This is a genomic window from Paenibacillus sp. NRS-1781, from assembly GCF_050467745.1.
Taxonomy (GTDB): Bacteria; Bacillota; Bacilli; order Paenibacillales; family Paenibacillaceae; genus Paenibacillus; species Paenibacillus terrae_A.
The window spans coordinates 93,947-109,029 of the sequence record NZ_JBITPI010000044.1 but is presented as its reverse complement, the minus strand read 5'-3'; the positions used below and the strand labels follow the sequence as shown (position 1 = coordinate 109,029).

19 protein-coding genes and 2 pseudogenes are annotated in these 15,083 nt (G+C 43.7%); 5 read left to right on the top strand and 16 right to left on the bottom strand.

Annotated elements, in window-relative coordinates; all coding sequences use genetic code 11:
- Positions 1–99: 99 nt before the first annotated feature.
- The 3 genes from ACIFO6_RS16145 to ACIFO6_RS16135 form a co-directional block, all read right to left on the bottom strand.
- Positions 100–252 carry a hypothetical protein gene (locus ACIFO6_RS16145; protein ID WP_430041893.1) on the bottom strand — a complete coding sequence of 51 codons (153 nt, stop codon included), beginning with the start codon at positions 250–252 and terminating at the stop codon, positions 100–102.
- A 98-nt stretch (positions 253–350) separates the two neighbouring features.
- A complete protein-coding gene (locus ACIFO6_RS16140; protein ID WP_430042230.1) occupies positions 351–677 on the bottom strand; it encodes a YnfA family protein in 327 nt (108 codons plus the stop codon).
- A gap of 55 nt (positions 678–732) precedes the next feature.
- Positions 733–915 carry a hypothetical protein gene (locus ACIFO6_RS16135; protein WP_430041892.1) on the bottom strand — a complete coding sequence of 61 codons (183 nt, stop codon included), beginning with the start codon at positions 913–915 and terminating at the stop codon, positions 733–735.
- A 263-nt stretch (positions 916–1,178) separates the two neighbouring features.
- On the opposite strand from ACIFO6_RS16135, the gene ACIFO6_RS16130 reads away from it, so the two are divergent.
- Both ACIFO6_RS16130 and ACIFO6_RS16125 read left to right on the top strand, forming a co-directional pair.
- Positions 1,179–1,421 (top strand): hypothetical protein, encoded by a 243-nt coding sequence (locus tag ACIFO6_RS16130; protein ID WP_430041891.1) that lies wholly within the window; start codon positions 1,179–1,181, stop codon positions 1,419–1,421.
- Between the two features lie 32 nt (positions 1,422–1,453).
- The gene (locus tag ACIFO6_RS16125) at positions 1,454–2,485 is read left to right on the top strand and encodes a glycosyl hydrolase (RefSeq protein ID WP_430041889.1); all 1,032 of its coding nucleotides are present in this window, start codon (positions 1,454–1,456) and stop codon (positions 2,483–2,485) included.
- Between the two features lie 74 nt (positions 2,486–2,559).
- On the opposite strand, the gene ACIFO6_RS16120 is transcribed toward ACIFO6_RS16125, so the two are convergent.
- From ACIFO6_RS16120 to ACIFO6_RS16110, 3 genes are all read right to left on the bottom strand, one after another.
- Positions 2,560–2,775: a hypothetical protein gene (locus ACIFO6_RS16120; RefSeq protein ID WP_322153707.1), complete on the bottom strand. Its 216-nt coding sequence runs from the start codon at positions 2,773–2,775 to the stop codon at positions 2,560–2,562.
- Positions 2,776–2,933: 158 nt separating this feature from the next.
- Positions 2,934–4,037: a glycerol dehydrogenase gene (locus ACIFO6_RS16115; protein ID WP_430041888.1), complete on the bottom strand. Its 1,104-nt coding sequence runs from the start codon at positions 4,035–4,037 to the stop codon at positions 2,934–2,936.
- A 133-nt stretch (positions 4,038–4,170) separates the two neighbouring features.
- Entirely contained in the window at positions 4,171–4,719 is a 549-nt protein-coding gene (locus ACIFO6_RS16110; protein ID WP_430041885.1) for a GNAT family N-acetyltransferase, read from the bottom strand.
- A gap of 350 nt (positions 4,720–5,069) precedes the next feature.
- On the opposite strand from ACIFO6_RS16110, the pseudogene ACIFO6_RS16105 reads away from it, so the two are divergent.
- Positions 5,070–5,237, top strand: a pseudogene (locus tag ACIFO6_RS16105) (excalibur calcium-binding domain-containing protein); the annotation flags it as partial.
- Between the two features lie 70 nt (positions 5,238–5,307).
- Here ACIFO6_RS16105 and ACIFO6_RS16100 read toward each other — a convergent pair.
- From ACIFO6_RS16100 to ACIFO6_RS16090, 3 genes are all read right to left on the bottom strand, one after another.
- Complete coding sequence (locus ACIFO6_RS16100) at positions 5,308–6,294, bottom strand: ketoacyl-ACP synthase III (RefSeq protein WP_430041882.1); 987 nt, start codon at positions 6,292–6,294, stop codon at positions 5,308–5,310.
- Positions 6,295–6,347: 53 nt separating this feature from the next.
- Positions 6,348–6,698, bottom strand: coding sequence for a hypothetical protein (locus ACIFO6_RS16095; protein WP_430041880.1), 351 nt, complete (start codon positions 6,696–6,698; stop codon positions 6,348–6,350).
- Positions 6,699–6,881: 183 nt separating this feature from the next.
- Entirely contained in the window at positions 6,882–7,262 is a 381-nt protein-coding gene (locus tag ACIFO6_RS16090) for a peptidoglycan-binding domain-containing protein (protein WP_430041878.1), read from the bottom strand.
- A gap of 348 nt (positions 7,263–7,610) precedes the next feature.
- On the opposite strand from ACIFO6_RS16090, the gene ACIFO6_RS16085 reads away from it, so the two are divergent.
- Positions 7,611–8,285 (top strand): cupin domain-containing protein, encoded by a 675-nt coding sequence (locus tag ACIFO6_RS16085; protein ID WP_430041877.1) that lies wholly within the window; start codon positions 7,611–7,613, stop codon positions 8,283–8,285.
- Here ACIFO6_RS16085 and ACIFO6_RS16080 read toward each other — a convergent pair.
- Both ACIFO6_RS16080 and ACIFO6_RS16075 read right to left on the bottom strand, forming a co-directional pair.
- Positions 8,257–8,391: pseudogene (locus tag ACIFO6_RS16080) on the bottom strand (IS3 family transposase); the annotation flags it as partial. The gene ACIFO6_RS16085 and the pseudogene ACIFO6_RS16080 overlap by 29 nt on opposite strands.
- A gap of 174 nt (positions 8,392–8,565) precedes the next feature.
- Positions 8,566–8,718 (bottom strand): hypothetical protein, encoded by a 153-nt coding sequence (locus ACIFO6_RS16075; RefSeq protein ID WP_430041874.1) that lies wholly within the window; start codon positions 8,716–8,718, stop codon positions 8,566–8,568.
- Positions 8,719–8,895: 177 nt separating this feature from the next.
- On the opposite strand from ACIFO6_RS16075, the gene ACIFO6_RS16070 reads away from it, so the two are divergent.
- Positions 8,896–9,090 carry an IS3 family transposase gene (locus tag ACIFO6_RS16070; protein WP_430041873.1) on the top strand — a complete coding sequence of 65 codons (195 nt, stop codon included), beginning with the start codon at positions 8,896–8,898 and terminating at the stop codon, positions 9,088–9,090.
- A 59-nt stretch (positions 9,091–9,149) separates the two neighbouring features.
- Here ACIFO6_RS16070 and ACIFO6_RS16065 read toward each other — a convergent pair whose 3' ends face one another.
- The 5 genes from ACIFO6_RS16065 to ACIFO6_RS16045 are packed head-to-tail and all read right to left on the bottom strand — an operon-like array spanning position 9,150 to position 14,512.
- The gene (locus tag ACIFO6_RS16065) at positions 9,150–10,640 is read right to left on the bottom strand and encodes a glycoside hydrolase family 1 protein (protein ID WP_430041871.1); all 1,491 of its coding nucleotides are present in this window, start codon (positions 10,638–10,640) and stop codon (positions 9,150–9,152) included.
- Positions 10,627–11,928 carry a PTS sugar transporter subunit IIC gene (locus ACIFO6_RS16060; RefSeq protein ID WP_430041869.1) on the bottom strand — a complete coding sequence of 434 codons (1,302 nt, stop codon included), beginning with the start codon at positions 11,926–11,928 and terminating at the stop codon, positions 10,627–10,629. Before ACIFO6_RS16060 ends, ACIFO6_RS16065 begins: the two co-directional genes overlap by 14 nt.
- 17 nt (positions 11,929–11,945) lie before the next feature.
- Complete coding sequence (locus tag ACIFO6_RS16055; protein WP_430041866.1) at positions 11,946–12,239, bottom strand: PTS sugar transporter subunit IIB; 294 nt, start codon at positions 12,237–12,239, stop codon at positions 11,946–11,948.
- Positions 12,239–12,577 (bottom strand): PTS lactose/cellobiose transporter subunit IIA, encoded by a 339-nt coding sequence (locus ACIFO6_RS16050; protein WP_430041864.1) that lies wholly within the window; start codon positions 12,575–12,577, stop codon positions 12,239–12,241. Before ACIFO6_RS16050 ends, ACIFO6_RS16055 begins: the two co-directional genes overlap by 1 nt.
- Positions 12,578–12,592: 15 nt before the next feature.
- A complete protein-coding gene (locus ACIFO6_RS16045; protein WP_430041862.1) occupies positions 12,593–14,512 on the bottom strand; it encodes a BglG family transcription antiterminator in 1,920 nt (639 codons plus the stop codon).
- Positions 14,513–15,083 lie beyond the last annotated feature (571 nt).

The following is a 15,083-nucleotide window of genomic DNA, read 5'->3' as shown; positions in this document are numbered from 1 at the left end:
CAAGCTTCGTAACGATTTTACAGATTAAAACCTGGGTCATAGGGCACGGGTTACTTAAGTCGCATTAACTAAACAGACTTATATAGTGATTCCTAGAGATCATTTGAAAATAAGCATAAACCAGCCAATAATCGAGACCCAAAGCACAGCACTAATCAAGACTCCCCATACGATGCCTACTGAAAAATTCCCTTCACTCTTCGGTACAGCATGGCCAAATTTCATTCTAAGCTTCATTTGATTCCAGTTCATAGAACCCCCTCCTTAAGTTCTATTTCGGAATATGAAGCTCATTTATGTAGATCAATAGTCATGTTTTTCAAAAAAATAAAAAAGGGTTTTTTGTCCTATCATCCAGATCGGGGAAAAAGTATCACGGCTATTCCGACCAAACAAATCAAGCCACCCACGATATCGTACAAATCTGGTGTCTTTTTATCAATCCACCATCCCCATGCAATGGAAAGGACTATAAAGACACCTCCGTATGCTGCATACACACGCCCAAAGGAGGAGAAAACCTGAAAAGTTGCAATGACTCCGTAGACAGCCAAAATCACCCCGCCGCAAAGTCCGACATACCATGTCTTCCCTTCACGCAGCCACTGCCAGATCAGATACCCTCCCCCAATTTCAGCTAAGCCAGCCAAAATAAAAAGTAACGCTGCCTTTAACACCATTTCACATCCCTATTCTGATAATTTTATCGACTTTATTTCTTAGTTGCCATCCTTACAGCACTCGACCTAAAATAATAATCAACGCAATCACGCCAACCAGAATAAGCAGATTGCTGACCTGATGCCATAAGCCAGAGGCTCCCTTAGAGTGAAGCTTCCGCTGGTTCACATCAAAATTCGCTTTGGCTCCTTCAGCATCTACAGGGCTGGAAAACGGTCGATTATCTTCATTCATGTAAATGACCTCCTTATCAATACCACCTTAATGATACCAAACTTCCCCGCTGATTTCGCGTTGATTTTATACTCATGCTTACTGTATATTTCCCACTACACCTGCATATTTATGAAGTGTACAACTATGTGTCAATATTTCACTGAATATAGCGTACGATGGCGAATCGAGGCAGAGTAGGTATTTTGACACCTTTTATTGCAGGACGGTAGTTATGGTATAATTTAGTCAACTTAATTAGATTGTAACGAGAGTACAACTACTTGCCCATTTTATTTCAGGCAGCCATCGTTCTGGGCATCATACACTGGATTTCCAAGCGTAGCCGCCGTCCGGCGCAAACCAAAATGGTTCTTACCATGGGTTTGCTTGCGTTGATTTTCGGCTTCCTTCTGCTGGAAGGCTGGATATATTCACAGGAACCGAACTGGTTGGGTTTCTTCTGTTTGCTAATCATCCTCATTAGCGCATGTATCCAGCTGAGAAAACACAAAGAAAACATGTAATTTCATCATGATGTCATCAAAGGAGGAGCGCCATGAAATCTCACTCAATACGCTTTTGCTTGCAAAGGGTGCTACTGCTACTAGTTGTTTTACTATTCAGTGTCTCTCAGCAATCGTTCATTATAGCTGATGCCGCTCCACCTGTTAATTCCCAGGCCTCTGCCAAAGCCAAGCAACTACTCACCTACCTTTCCAATGTGCCGGGGGGGACGCTAATTTCCGGGCAGCATGATTATTTGGAGGCACCGGATGAACAAAACAACAAGCTACAACAAATCAGCGGACAATATGCAGGACTCCATGGCTATGAGTTTGGAGGATTAGCCAATCAGTCCCACGCAGCCTTACAAGAGCAGCGTCAGCGTGTTGTGGACAGTGCTATCCAGTGGAGCCAGTCCGGTGGAATTGTAGCGATTACCTTTCATCAGGCGTTACCTGGTAAACCGAAAACGTGGAAAAACGTGCAAACCAAGCTTAGTCAGGCTGAATTTAATTCCTACATCACACCGAGTACCCCGCAATATCGACAGCTGATTGCCGATATTGATGAGGTCGCACTTTCCCTCAAAACGTTGCGGGACGCAGATGTGCCTGTTCTGTGGAGACCCTATCATGAAATGAACGGCAACTGGTTCTGGTGGGGAAACAAACAAAATTACGCTCAGCTCTGGAATGTGATGTATGACCGATTCGTTCATGTTCACCATCTAGATAATCTGTTATGGGTATGGAGTCCGAATGCACCGAACACATACAGCACACCGTACAATGGGCCTTTTCCAGGCATAAACAGAGTGGATATTCTCGCAGCTGACATTTACAACAATGATTACAAAGCCTCTTATTACACCGGACTGCTCAAGCTTGCACAAGGCAAGCCGATTGGAATTGGAGAAAGTAATATTCTGCCGAGCGCCAATGTGTTAAAAAATCAACCCGCCTGGGCCTATGCCATGACATGGGGAAAGGAACTATCCACAACCAATTCGCAATCAACGATCAGAACATTTATGAATCAAAATAATATTATCACACGGGACCTTCTCAACGAGGCCCTGCGTTGAAACAACAAAAAAAAGCTTCAACTTCGCTCTATGAGTGAAATTGAAGCTTTTTTGAGTCTAACCAAGCCAAGCGCTTAACTATTTCTAATCACTTCTTCCAGATCAATATCGGCATACGCCTCTTCACCGAGATGCACAGATACAATGGTATAGATCCGCTTGGTCAGTCTCGACATCAGTCGATCTCCCGGCGCTACTGAATATTCTTCCCGATAATCTCCAATTTTGTGAAAACCGCTGGACATGTGGATGTACAAATTGCCTCTTCGTGTTTTACCATGTACCAACATCAAATCTCCTCCTGCTGTAACCATTCCTAATTTCAACTGTTACATGTATATCGGTCAGAATAAGATATGATATAAGTCCGCGTTTAAACCAAACGGGCCTGCCAATAATATGACAGACCCGTTTTTGCAAAAGATATTTTCGTACTTTAGGGAAAAAACTATCCCTGATAGGATTCTGCAATCGCATTCGCCGCAATGATGGCGTTGTACACGTCAGCAGGACTGACCGGAAAGGGCATATTGACCATCGTGTCATTCGATGCACAGGCAGCTTCGGCTACTTGACGCCATTCAGCCTCGACAAACTCCTCTACACCCAGATCACGAAGCGTCAATGGAAGACCTACGTCCTTAACCAGTTTGATGACCGTTTCCAGTTCTTCTTTCGGTGCATTTTCCAGCACCAGCTGAGTTAGCAAGCCGAATGTGACCTTCTCGCCATGCTGTGCTTTATGCAGTGAAGGAACAGCCGTCATGCCATTATGAATCGCATGAGCTGCTGCCAAACCACCTGATTCCGCACCAACACCACTCAGATAAATTGTCGCTTCAATGGTATCTTCCACCGCACGAGTATATACTTTACGATCCACCGCAAGCTTGGCTTTCACGGCATTTTCCAGCAATGTATCATAACAGAGACGGGCAAGCCCCAGCCCTGTGGTCGAAGGCTTGTTCAGCACGAGGTTGTCCCCATTGGACTGATAACAAGCCCGCGCTTCAAAATAAGTAGCCAGCGCATCGCCAATGCCAGCTGCGAAGAAACGTGCAGGCGCCGCTGCCAGAATGCCCGTATCTGCGAGTACAACGTCGGGATTGGTTGGCAGGAACAAATATTCATCAAAGGAGCCATCCTTCTTGTAGATAACCGCAAGGGCTGTACAAGGGGCATCCGTAGAAGCAATCGTCGGGAAAATAACGACAGGCAGCTTTTCATAGTAAGCCGTTGCCTTAGCGGTATCCAGCGTTTTCCCGCCGCCGATTCCTATAATGATGTTAGCGCTATGTTTGCGCACCAATTCCCGGTTACGCTCAATTTCTTCTTTAGTACATTCATATTGAAATTTTTCAAAAATGGCCTGATTGCCAGCTGCTTCTATTGAAGCGCCAGCCTCCCTTTGAGCCCTTTCAAGTATAAACTCATCACAAATAATAAAGGCTTTATCGCCATAATCCTTAATGTAGTCATTTAACGACGAAAGCAGATTCTGGCCAGAAATAAATTTCTTGGGTGAAGTGACGGACCTTACAACATTTGTCATGTAAATTCCTCCTTAGCTTTGACTCATACCGAAAACACGATGCATCACAGTATGTGACAATTTAACTATAGACCTCATTTGACCCTTTTAAAAGACTGTTTATGGAATATTTTATGAACAAATTGTGTATCTGTCAAACTTTAACGCTTTCATTCCATTCGGAATGCAGCATCCCCATCATAATACGGTCATAACTGTTGCCATCACGAAGAACAGCCGAACGAACTCTGCCCTCAAGCTGGAAACCCGCCTTTTCGTAGGTTCGAATGGCCTGTTCATTATACTCAATAACATCCAGACCGACCCGATTCAAATTTAATTCGTAAAAAGCATAACGAAGAATGAGGCTCACCGCTTCCGCCCCGTATCCCTTCCCACGGTAGTCCCTATTGCCAATGCCAACCGCCAACTGACCGATCCGATTATTCCACTCAATCCCGTGAATGGCCACAAATCCGATCAGGACATCATCTGCTAACGTTCTCAACCGGAAATAGACTTCGTTCGAACTGGGTGAACCTTCCGACTCCATTTGCTTCAGCGTATAAGGAAGTGCCAGATCCGTATCTACATTTCGCAGATATTCCGCATCCTCTCCCCATTTGAACATCGTTTCGGCATCTTCTTCCCTGACAGCGGATAGTTTAATCCTATCCCCATAGAATACATTTTCGATTGTCATGACACGTCATCTCCTGTTTTATGTTGTCCCATTTTCGCTCTATCTTATTATGCTATTAAACGTCCGCAATATAAGCCCCCTCAGGAATTCAATGTATAAACTTTACAAAACAATCGAACAAAACACAAATAAATAGCCATAAACTATCCACCCATCCTTTTTTATAGAATAATATTCCTGATTCTGATAGACTATAATCAGTCTAATCCCTACAGATTTGTATAAAGGACCGGGACTATAGTCATGAACAGAAAGGAAGAGTAAGGATGAACAAACAATCCAAAATCGTCTCCATCGCACTGGCATCGGCTCTAGTATTCAGCGTTTCTTTTCAATTCGCCCCCACCGTGGAGGCCAAAAAATCAAAAAAATCCCATAAATCAGCTACGCAAAGTTCCGTCTATTACAAAAACTGTACAGCTGTTAAAAAGGCAGGTAAGGCACCTCTCTACAAAGGTGATCCCGGCTACCGCTCAGCACTCGACCGTGACCATGACGGAATTGCCTGCGAAAAATAATCTCTCATTACATTTGAATAGGTATTATGTACAAAAAGACCCTGCGGCCGCAAGGTCTTTTTCATATTTCTTAATATTTATACAGCATAGCCACCAGCTGATATCCAGCTCCAATCGTCCAGAACAGCACATAATCACCGCGCCGGATGCGACCGGATTCAATCCCTTCATACAAGGCAATGAACGGGCTACTGGTACCCGTGTAGCCATAACGATCACCCACATAGATCATTTGGGCGTCCTCCAGCTTCAAGTGCTCCTGAATCTTCAATACATTTGCCAGCGAAAACTGAGACAGGCAATAAGCCCGTACATCCTGAGGCGCCAGTCCGTTCTTCTTCAAAATGCGTTCAAGCAGCTCAAATGTAGGGGGCAAGGCCATATTAGCGTCAAACGGAAGCCACTGAATATATTTTCCCGGAGCATTTGCTTGGAGTGTTGCCGCTAATCCCTGAGCCGGGTACAAAATTTTATCTATGTTGACCGGGTCCGTAAAATACATAGAATCCATAAAACCTGTATCCTCTTCTGTACGCTCCAAAATAACCGCACAAGCGGCATCCCCATAATTCGCATAAGTAATTTCATCCTCAGGGCCAGAAACGAGTGAGTTATAATCCGAACCAATGATAAGTGCTGTCCTCACGTCAGGACTAGACAGCATGGATCGGCTGGCTTGATCGACAGCCACCGTCATGCCTGCACAATTCGCGTTAGAATCCATGACAACCACGTCATGTCTGGCCTCAATCGCTTGATGAATAAATAGGCCATTCATAGGGAAGAGTGACTCTGGGACTTGGGTGGAAAACACGATCATGTCCACATCACGGCCTGTCATTTGAGCTTGATCCAGCGCTTTCTTGGCAGCCGTGATCCCCATCGTCAAACCGTTCTCATGCGGGCTATCAATAATGTAACGCTTTTTCCTGCCCATATGCTCCATGAAGCGCCGAATATCTTTGCCCTGTTCATCAAAATGACGAATATAATATTCGTTATCCACCGAATGAGGCGGATGATACACACCCAATGCCTTTATTCTAATATGGCTCATCAGCAGGTTCCCCCTTACACATTCATCTCGCTGTTTATCACCGCTTCAGAGCATTATTGTACGACGACATCTACGTTGTTTAATCCCGCTTCACGTGCTACACGACCAAGTTGCATTTTAATAATCGTTTGTTGAAGGCTGATAACAAAAATCACTTTGGCAAACCCGGTTTCTTTATACCGTACAAAAGAACCTTTCAGTTTTTCTACTTCTTCCGGACCCAGCAGTGCCATTTGGGTGCAGTCCACCTTGAGCGTAAAGCTGGATGCCTGAATGGAGGTAGTCTTGGATACATACTCCTTGACAAAGCTATCATACTCAGTCGGGCTAAACACACCGTTCACCGCCATATGTACCGTTTTAATGGTTTGATCCACTTCGATGCTGTAAGGATTTTGACTCATTTCAGTAAGACTCCTTTGAATTCATATTTTTTACTATTAAGATTATCGGAAAAATATGTAGAAATTTCAATATTAAATTTGATAAATCGATACTAATATATTACAAATTTGTGAATATGCAAAAAAAACTGCCACTGCTCCTGGCTACAGGAAGCAACTTGACGGCTGACGAGTGACGTGTTCTTACGTTGAATTAATTGTAAACGTATGGCGGCCGAATGAAATGACAGCCGGACGACTCTTGCTCCACTTGGCCGTTAAACGCACCTTCCCGAAGGAATCCAGCTTGGCTTGCGTTGCCGCTCCGGCTACACCGTCGGGCGTAAGACCGTAGTCCCGTTGGAAGCGGGCAACCGCTTTACTGGTCAAGGAGCCGTAATATCCGGTATAACCGGCTTTAAAATAACCAAGCGAATGAAGCTGTTGTTGAAGCTCAAGCACCTGCTCACTCTGAGCCCCTTTCGTCAGCGTTGACGATTGCGCTTGTACTTGTCCTGGAGCAACCAACAACACAGCACCCAGCATACATGCACAGGACAGGATCAACATAAAACATTTTTTCATACTTCAGACAACCTCCTCTTTCCTGTTCTGTCCGGTACAACCATTCCGGCCTGTACAACTCAGGGGCGTTTATCCGATGTTGTTTCTTGGGCTATAGCTTATGCCTAGCTGCGGAAATGACGCGTTGCTACATACGGGATCGGACAAAGATGCTCTCACACGTCCGTTGCAGTATTCCACAAGCCGCATTTACGTATCATCCGGCTCTGGTCCTAAGACTGTGTATACAAATAAACGCTAGCCTTAACGGTCTGACGCGTGCCCTATCCCTGCACACAACATTGGGCGAATGCATAGGGTAGCTGTACGATCATCAAATTTTGAATAGTAGAAAGGCAGGAATGACGCGTGGATTCATATATGGATTATACCTCTCCCTCTGCACAATTTACCTATGATTTAAAAGACAATGTTTTATTTCAAAAGGATGCTCAAAACTACATCAACGAGCTTTCGATCCAGCAACTAAATACGTTGGCGAATATATCGCTGCTGGATATTTACCTCAGCACAGCCAACGTCGTAGAGCCTCATTACCACCAAAATGCAGCAGAACTGGTATACTGCGTCTCTGGAGCAGTGACCGTGTCACTAATTAACCCATTCACCCGCGAGCTGCACCATTTCCCGCTCATACCTGGTCAGGTCGCTAATGTTCCCCAGGGATGGTGGCACTACGAGGTCGCCACAATGGATCATACTCATTTGATAGCGATTTTTAATGCTCCCATCCCTGAATTCATCCTCGGCTCAGACATCTTGCGATTAACGCCAAGCAATATTCTGGCTCATACCTACTGCCTGAATGAGAATAAAATTCAGGCAGCGCTCGCTCCTATCAAAAAGCCTGTGATTATCGGTCCGCCCAATGACTGCAAGCACCAGCAGGCCAAAAAACCGGGAATACATGTGAGACTTGCCGATACTCCCCCGCACTTGCAGGCCGCCCCGGAAAGAACCTATGCCCCTACAAACGGATATCCCGGATTGTCATTTAACAATGGATTGTCAACGCAAAATTGAACAACAACCATGAGGACACTTTTCTAGCTTGCACAGGCGTGAGGTAACCAAGTGTACCGTGAATGCAGTAGTGGTTAAACCAGTGGACATAGTCGCGCAGCTTGACAACAAGCTGCTCCTAGATTAGAAAATGGTTCTGGTTCGCGAACTCGGTATTGAAGATTTTAAATGTGACTTTTGCGGCAGCGTTATCATAAGGGCAACCCTTTGCGCTGAGCGAACGGATGATACCAAATGTTTCTACAGCTTGGGAGATCAGCTGGTTATCGAACTCTTTACCTTAATCGGTATGAAACATCTGGATACGGTCAAGTCGAATAGATAGGCTTGCAATGGCCTTGTAAGCGAGCGATGCTGTCTTCCTGGGAGCGCTGCTAAAACCGATCATTTCACGGTTAAAGAGATCAACAATCAGGCTCCAATCGTTTTTCATTTTCGTTGTCAGCCAGTTCCGGTTTGTAGTAATTGGTACTACGTGGTAGTTTAAGGACTTTGCAAATGCTCCTGAGTTTTGGCTCTGCGCAATCCAACGATCCAGTGTAGAAGCGCTTAAGTCGTATTCAGGAGCAATATTTGCCCTTTATTTTCCGCTCTCATACAACATAAGCTATTGCAGGTTGAATGCTTGGCTCGCTACGACTTTGAAACGTACAGCGAAGCTTACGAAGCCGTCACCGAATTCATTCATTTTTATAATGAGCGAAGAATCTGGGATACACGGCTCGCAGAATCTACGAAACGCAGACGTTTCCATCAAGACCCTGTCGCCTATCTGAAACAAATAGTAAATAAGTTTGTTAGTTGATTAGACATCTTAGAAAAAAAAGCTGGAGCCCTCCCTAAGGAAGATCCAGCCTTGAGTTATCAGTTGTGCAAATCTGCACCGTTGCTTTCAATAATCTGTTTGTACCAATAAAAGCTGTCTTTTGGATAACGATTTAGTGTTCCGTTGCCCTCATCATCTTTGTCCACATAAATAAAACCGTATCGTTTGGACATTTCGGAAGTCCCAGATGAAATAATATCCAGAGCAGACCAAGGCGTATATCCAATTAGCTCCACACCATCGATAATAGCTTCTTTCATTTGCTTGATGTGCTCTTTCAAGTAGCTTATGCGGTACGCATCATGAATCTTGTGATCATCTTCCAGAATATCCTCGGCACCCAACCCATTCTCTACAATAAACAATGGCTTTTGATAACGATCATAGATCGTATTTAAAGAATATCTAAGCCCTACAGGGTCAATCTGCCATCCCCAATCAGAAGCTATCAGATAAGGATTTTTTAATCCTCTGGTCAGATTCCCCTCTGTTTGCTGCAAGCTCTTCAATCTTTCCTTATCATTCGTAGTAATCGATGATACATAATAGCTCAAGCTGATGAAATCCACGATATTATTTTTTAGAATCGCATCATCTTCTTCGCCTTTAATAATCTCAATACTGTTCTCCAGGAAATAACGGTTCATATATGAAGGATAATAACCTCTAACCATCACATCCATATAGAAAAAGTTTCCATATTGGTCATCCAAGGTAGCCTGCATAATATCGTCAGGATGACAGGTGGCAGGATATGTCGTCAGACGGGCAATCATACAGCCAATCTCGCTCTCCGGAGCAATGTCATGACATAACTTTACCGCCAGAGCACTCGCTACAAATTGATGGTGAACGGCCTGATAGATATCCTGTAAGTAATTCTCCGTTCGATCCTCCACGATCCCGGTGGATTTAAAGGTAGCAAATCTGCCCGCATTAATCTCATTAAATGTTATCCAGTAGCGAACCCGATGTTTGTAACGATTAAAAAGAACAGCAGCAAAGTTGGTGAACATCTCAATGACTTTACGATCCTTCCAGCCTCCATACTGATTGACAATATGAAGCGGGAGCTCAAAATGGGAGAGTGTAACCAGCGGCTCTATTTGATGCTTCTCCAGCTCATCGAACACCCGGTCATAGAACTCTAGCCCTTTCCGATTCGGCTCTTGTTCATCTCCGTTAGGGAAAATCCGACTCCAAGCAATAGAGAAGCGGAACACTTTAAAGCCCATTTCCGCACATAAAGCAATATCTTCTGCATACCGATGATAGAAATCTACACCGTCTCTTTTAGGATAACCTTTCGTACTGTCAGCATTAAGCGCCTGTTCTATCAATTCCGATGTGATATTACTGTGCTTTGACAAATCTACACGGTCGGAGTGAGGATCATAAAATGATATATCGGATACAGACATGCCTTTATGATCCTCACCAAAACCGCCCTCGGCCTGACAAGCTGCAATTGCCCCTCCCCACAAAAAATCTACCGGAAATCCTTGATGCCCTGAATTATACTGTGACATTGTCAGCCCCCTGAGTAATCGCATTTTGTTCGTCTTCAATTGATTTTTTGTCGATAATTCTGAAGAAAGGATAGTAAATGATCACCTGCAATGCAATACACATTAATTGAAGTACAACTAACCTAATACCGCCATTGACAAATGAATTCAAGATAATCGGCGTTCCCGCCGGGAAATGAGTCCCGTTCGCTATTGGGAAAATACCTAAGTTCATCGACCAGTAAGCAAAGCTTGATACGATAATTGGCCCAAACACAAACGGTATGAACATGAACGGGTTGAGTACCAGCGGAATCCCGAAAATTATAGGTTCATTAATACTAAAGATGGATGCCGGAAAAGCAAGCCGCCCCAGAGTCTTGTATCTTTTGCTTTTCGCAAAGAAGGCCAGTAAAATGGCTAATCCAAGCGTAGCGCCTGATCCGCCGATGACTACAAACGAGTTGTAAAAACCTCCGCTAAGAATATTGGTATGTGCTTCTCCTCTACTGATCGCATCAAGATTGGCCAATCCCAACGGCAACCATACACTGTAAAATATCGGGCTGACAACCATAAATCCATGAATCCCGAAAAACCACAATAGCTGAACAACAAATACAAAGATCACAAGCGACCAGTAACCTCCGCCAATATTCTGCAATGGTGCCTGTATGGAAGTGTAAATCATCTGATGTAAACTCCCAAAATCCGTTAAGGAAGACAGATAGCTGATCATTGTAAAAACAATAACTATTATCGTACCTGGAATGAGGTTGGCGAACGTTTTGGCTACAGTCGGTGGTACCCCTTTAGGCATTTTAATAATCAAGTTTCTATTGATAATCATGACATATAATTTACCTACAACAAGTCCTACTATAATTGCTACAAACAAACCTTGTGCTCCCAAATAATTGAAGGTGAACGCATTGACCTCATCTACTTTAGTAATCGGTGTCAAAATGAAAAAGGACATCAACGCGATGAGACCTGCACCTGCATTATCCGCCTTGGGATTCAAATTACTGACCAGCCGATAAGCGATAAAAAACACTGCATAAATGGACAAAAGCGTGATTAATACACTACCAGGGATTTGAAAAACCTGTTTCAGACCTGTACGTTGAATAAAGTTTTGGTAACTATCAATATTAAGATTAGCAAATAACGTAGCAAACGAGCCCAGCATCAAAACGGGCATGACGGAGGTTAATGCTTCGGATATGGAAGAAAGATATTTATTTTTACTTATTTTACTTGCTGTTGAAATGACCTTCTTTTTTATTACTTCTACGTTTAAGCCCACAGATTAAGCCTCCTTATTTAAATATTACTCAAGGCCGTATTTAACACTTTTTCTCCATCCATCATGCCGTAATCCATCATATTAATGGTCAGTACCGGCATCGGAAGAATTGCTCTTAACTCATCCTCCATATGCCCGATTTGTGGTCCTAATAGGACGATATCCACATCACCAAATTTCTCTACCTCACTTTCAGCCGTTGCATCAATGAGAACCTCTATGCCTTGGGAGATCGCTGACTCCTTCATCTTTTCAACCAGCATACTTGTAGACATACCCGACGAACATACCAGCAATATTTTTTTTAACATTAGCTCACCGATCCCTTCAATTGTTGTTCCAATGCTTTACGCTCCTTAATCTCTTCAATCAGTTCGACAATTAATTCTCTGACTGTCAGAGCATTCATCAAATGATCCTGAGCATGAATCAAAAGAATCGTAATTTCCGTTTTCTCTCCCCGGCCCTCCGCCTGAATCAACTGAGTTTGGACCTTATGCGCCTTGGTCAGACTTTCCTTCGCTTGCTTGATCAGATCACTTGCTTCGTCCAGCTTTCCTTGTCTGGCGGTTCTCACTGCTTTTAGGCTAAGGCTTCTGGCCTCTCCACTGCTGGCAATAATTTGCATAACGGTTTGTTCGTAATCCATATTGTTTCTCCACTCCTATAATAGATTCTCTATTTCTTTTATAAATTGGTTGTAGCTGTTGACCGTGAGCAGTCTGCTGCGGCCGTCTTCCCTCTCCATCAGTGTCAGCAGAAGCTTGCTTATTTCTTTATGAAGAAATAACTGGCCTGCGCGCAGGTTGATAATAAAAATGATCTGCACCGGTTTTCCTGTATACACAGTTGGTTTCTTTAATAATGTAATGCTGATGCAGTCTTTCAGGGCACTCATTCTCATGGGATGCGGACCGGCAACGCCATTTTTATAGATGGTCGTAAATTTAGCTTCTCTTAGCAGGACCTGTTCCGGAAAATCCTCCAGCGCATACCCTTTACGCACAACTTCGCGGCAGCGCTCTTTCAGCAGTTCAGTGTAATCCTCAGGTCCGCTCAGGTGAAAGAGTTCCTCATGAAATAATTCCTTGAAATCCATAAGCTTATAAGAGGGCCGGAAGTGATCCATTTGCAAGGAGATCGTCTCCCTGATCCGCTGCACTTCCTGGTCATCCAGCAGCTTCTTGATGTGTATAACCGGCTTATCCTGTATTTCGATCCCGAGCGGTACGGTAGTTAGGATTAAATCTACCGACCTTGTACTGATCGCTTCAAGCTCGGAGATAGAGGCGGTAATAACCGAGGCTTTAGGAAATACGGCTTCCAATTTAAGTCGAATCAGATGGGCGCTTCCCGCTCCAGTGGAACAAATGACGGCAATCCGCTTGAATTGCTCCAGGTTATGCTGCCTCTTCCGTTCCAGATGTGTCGCAAAATGGAGCGCTACATAACCTGCTTCATCCCGGGACATTTTGAATCCATACTGCTCTTCAATAATCTCGGCAAAGCGGAAAGAAATCACGAACACGTTGGCATATTCGCTGTAGACATCCTCTACTAATGGATTATCCAGCTGAAGATTGTAATAGAGACGATTGAGCAGAGGAAACATATGCAGCAGGAGCGATTCCCGCAATTCCTCATCCTGATTAAAGCTGGTTAGGAATTCCTTATCCAGACGCTGCAATATCGCGCTTATTCCTTCACGCAGTTGTGATTTCATTTCTGTAGTGATATTCTCGACAATTGTTTTCCCTGAAATATGAAGCGCTAGGTAATCAACCTCATCGGGTGGCAGCGAGATTTGGTAATGCTCTTCAACCCATTCAGCTATCCTCCATGCAATGTCACAGTATAATGGCTCCGGTGTCTTTAGCATCGCTTGGCCGCTTACAATGAAATTGCTTTTGGATATCCGGTACAGAAGGATGAATAAATGCGTGACAATGTTGTCTAAAAAGACATCCGAGATCTTGAGCTCCTTCTCTTTGAGCACCTGCAGCAGATAAGCCTTCAGCTTCCCGGCATCCAGCTCGCGCCGGAAGGTGTTGAAATCCTTGCTATGCTCAACAACCTGACTGTTCTGCAAAATGTAATGGGAAAAGGCCTTGCGGATATTTTTCTCGTCGCCTTCAATCTTCACCCCATAGTGGGAGCGGCGCTGTAATTTGAGCTGGAACGCTTCAAACTGCAACTCCACTTCCTTCAAATCAGAAATCAGAGTCGAGCGGCTGATTCCTAGTTCATCCGCTAGCTCATCTATAGGCCGGAACGTATCGCTTTGTAGCAAATAGTAAATAAGATATTGCTGTCTGGAAGCTATATTATCCGAACCTACAATATCCCGTTTCACAGATAAATGCTCCATATAGGCCAAGAATCGTGATTCGTCTTCGGTTTCAAGCAGATATCCTTGATTACGGATCATCCGGATACGGAAGCCTTGCTTCTCCCCCGCTTTCTCTAAAGAGCGAACAACTCCCCTTACGGTTCTTTCGGACAACTCAACCTCAGCAACTAATTCACTCATTTTTACAGGAAGCTTTTTGGTGAATAAAATATTTAGAATTGTGTATTCTCGCATGCGATCCCTCATTTTTGATACTAGTATCGGTCAAGCAACTCAGCTGGTTATGAATACATGATACTTGGAAGCGCTACCTAAAGAACAGTTTATATTTTGCTATTTGAAACGGCAAAAAGAAACAGGTCCCTATTGATGATAATTATGCTTAGGTGCAAACTCCAGTTCCGGCTACCCAACCGTCCGTTACTACGGAATAATCCCAAGCGTTTGGGATAGTAAATACCCTACTAGCATTAAGTGAATTGACCCCAAAAAGTTATCTTTTCTTTCTTTCCTCATTCGTCCTTGATTGAATATTTGAACATCAAAAAGCCGCTGATCTTTTTTTAGATCAACGACTTAGAAATTTAGTTTTTTTACATATTCTTCAACTGACCTTTTAAGCTGTTTATTTTCTGTACTCGGATTATCCATTACTATCATCGCAATTCTCTGAGGTGTAAGCGATATCATAAGTTGGATATCCTTTCGACTGTCTTCGGTTTTATAGGGACAATTACATGATATCTCATCGTACCCTATAAATGAATGGTAATACTTTCGCTCCAACGAGGAACACTAATTTCTT

Excerpts from the sequence above, each read along its gene's own strand:
- ACIFO6_RS16145 (WP_430041893.1), bottom strand. The coding sequence starts at position 252 with ATGAACTGGAATCAAATGAAGCTTAGAATGAAATTTGGCCATGCTGTA.
- ACIFO6_RS16135 (WP_430041892.1), bottom strand. The coding sequence starts at position 915 with ATGAATGAAGATAATCGACCGTTTTCCAGCCCTGTAGATGCTGAAGGA.
- ACIFO6_RS16125 (WP_430041889.1), top strand. The coding sequence starts at position 1,454 with ATGAAATCTCACTCAATACGCTTTTGCTTGCAAAGGGTGCTACTGCTA.
- ACIFO6_RS16120 (WP_322153707.1), bottom strand. The coding sequence starts at position 2,775 with ATGTTGGTACATGGTAAAACACGAAGAGGCAATTTGTACATCCACATG.
- ACIFO6_RS16115 (WP_430041888.1), bottom strand. The coding sequence starts at position 4,037 with ATGACAAATGTTGTAAGGTCCGTCACTTCACCCAAGAAATTTATTTCT.
- ACIFO6_RS16110 (WP_430041885.1), bottom strand. The coding sequence starts at position 4,719 with ATGACAATCGAAAATGTATTCTATGGGGATAGGATTAAACTATCCGCT.
- ACIFO6_RS16100 (WP_430041882.1), bottom strand. The coding sequence starts at position 6,294 with ATGAGCCATATTAGAATAAAGGCATTGGGTGTGTATCATCCGCCTCAT.
- ACIFO6_RS16095 (WP_430041880.1), bottom strand. The coding sequence starts at position 6,698 with ATGAGTCAAAATCCTTACAGCATCGAAGTGGATCAAACCATTAAAACG.
- ACIFO6_RS16090 (WP_430041878.1), bottom strand. The coding sequence starts at position 7,262 with ATGAAAAAATGTTTTATGTTGATCCTGTCCTGTGCATGTATGCTGGGT.
- ACIFO6_RS16075 (WP_430041874.1), bottom strand. The coding sequence starts at position 8,718 with ATGAAAAACGATTGGAGCCTGATTGTTGATCTCTTTAACCGTGAAATG.
- ACIFO6_RS16065 (WP_430041871.1), bottom strand. The coding sequence starts at position 10,640 with ATGTCACAGTATAATTCAGGGCATCAAGGATTTCCGGTAGATTTTTTG.
- ACIFO6_RS16055 (WP_430041866.1), bottom strand. The coding sequence starts at position 12,239 with ATGTTAAAAAAAATATTGCTGGTATGTTCGTCGGGTATGTCTACAAGT.
- ACIFO6_RS16050 (WP_430041864.1), bottom strand. The coding sequence starts at position 12,577 with ATGGATTACGAACAAACCGTTATGCAAATTATTGCCAGCAGTGGAGAG.
- ACIFO6_RS16045 (WP_430041862.1), bottom strand. The coding sequence starts at position 14,512 with ATGCGAGAATACACAATTCTAAATATTTTATTCACCAAAAAGCTTCCT.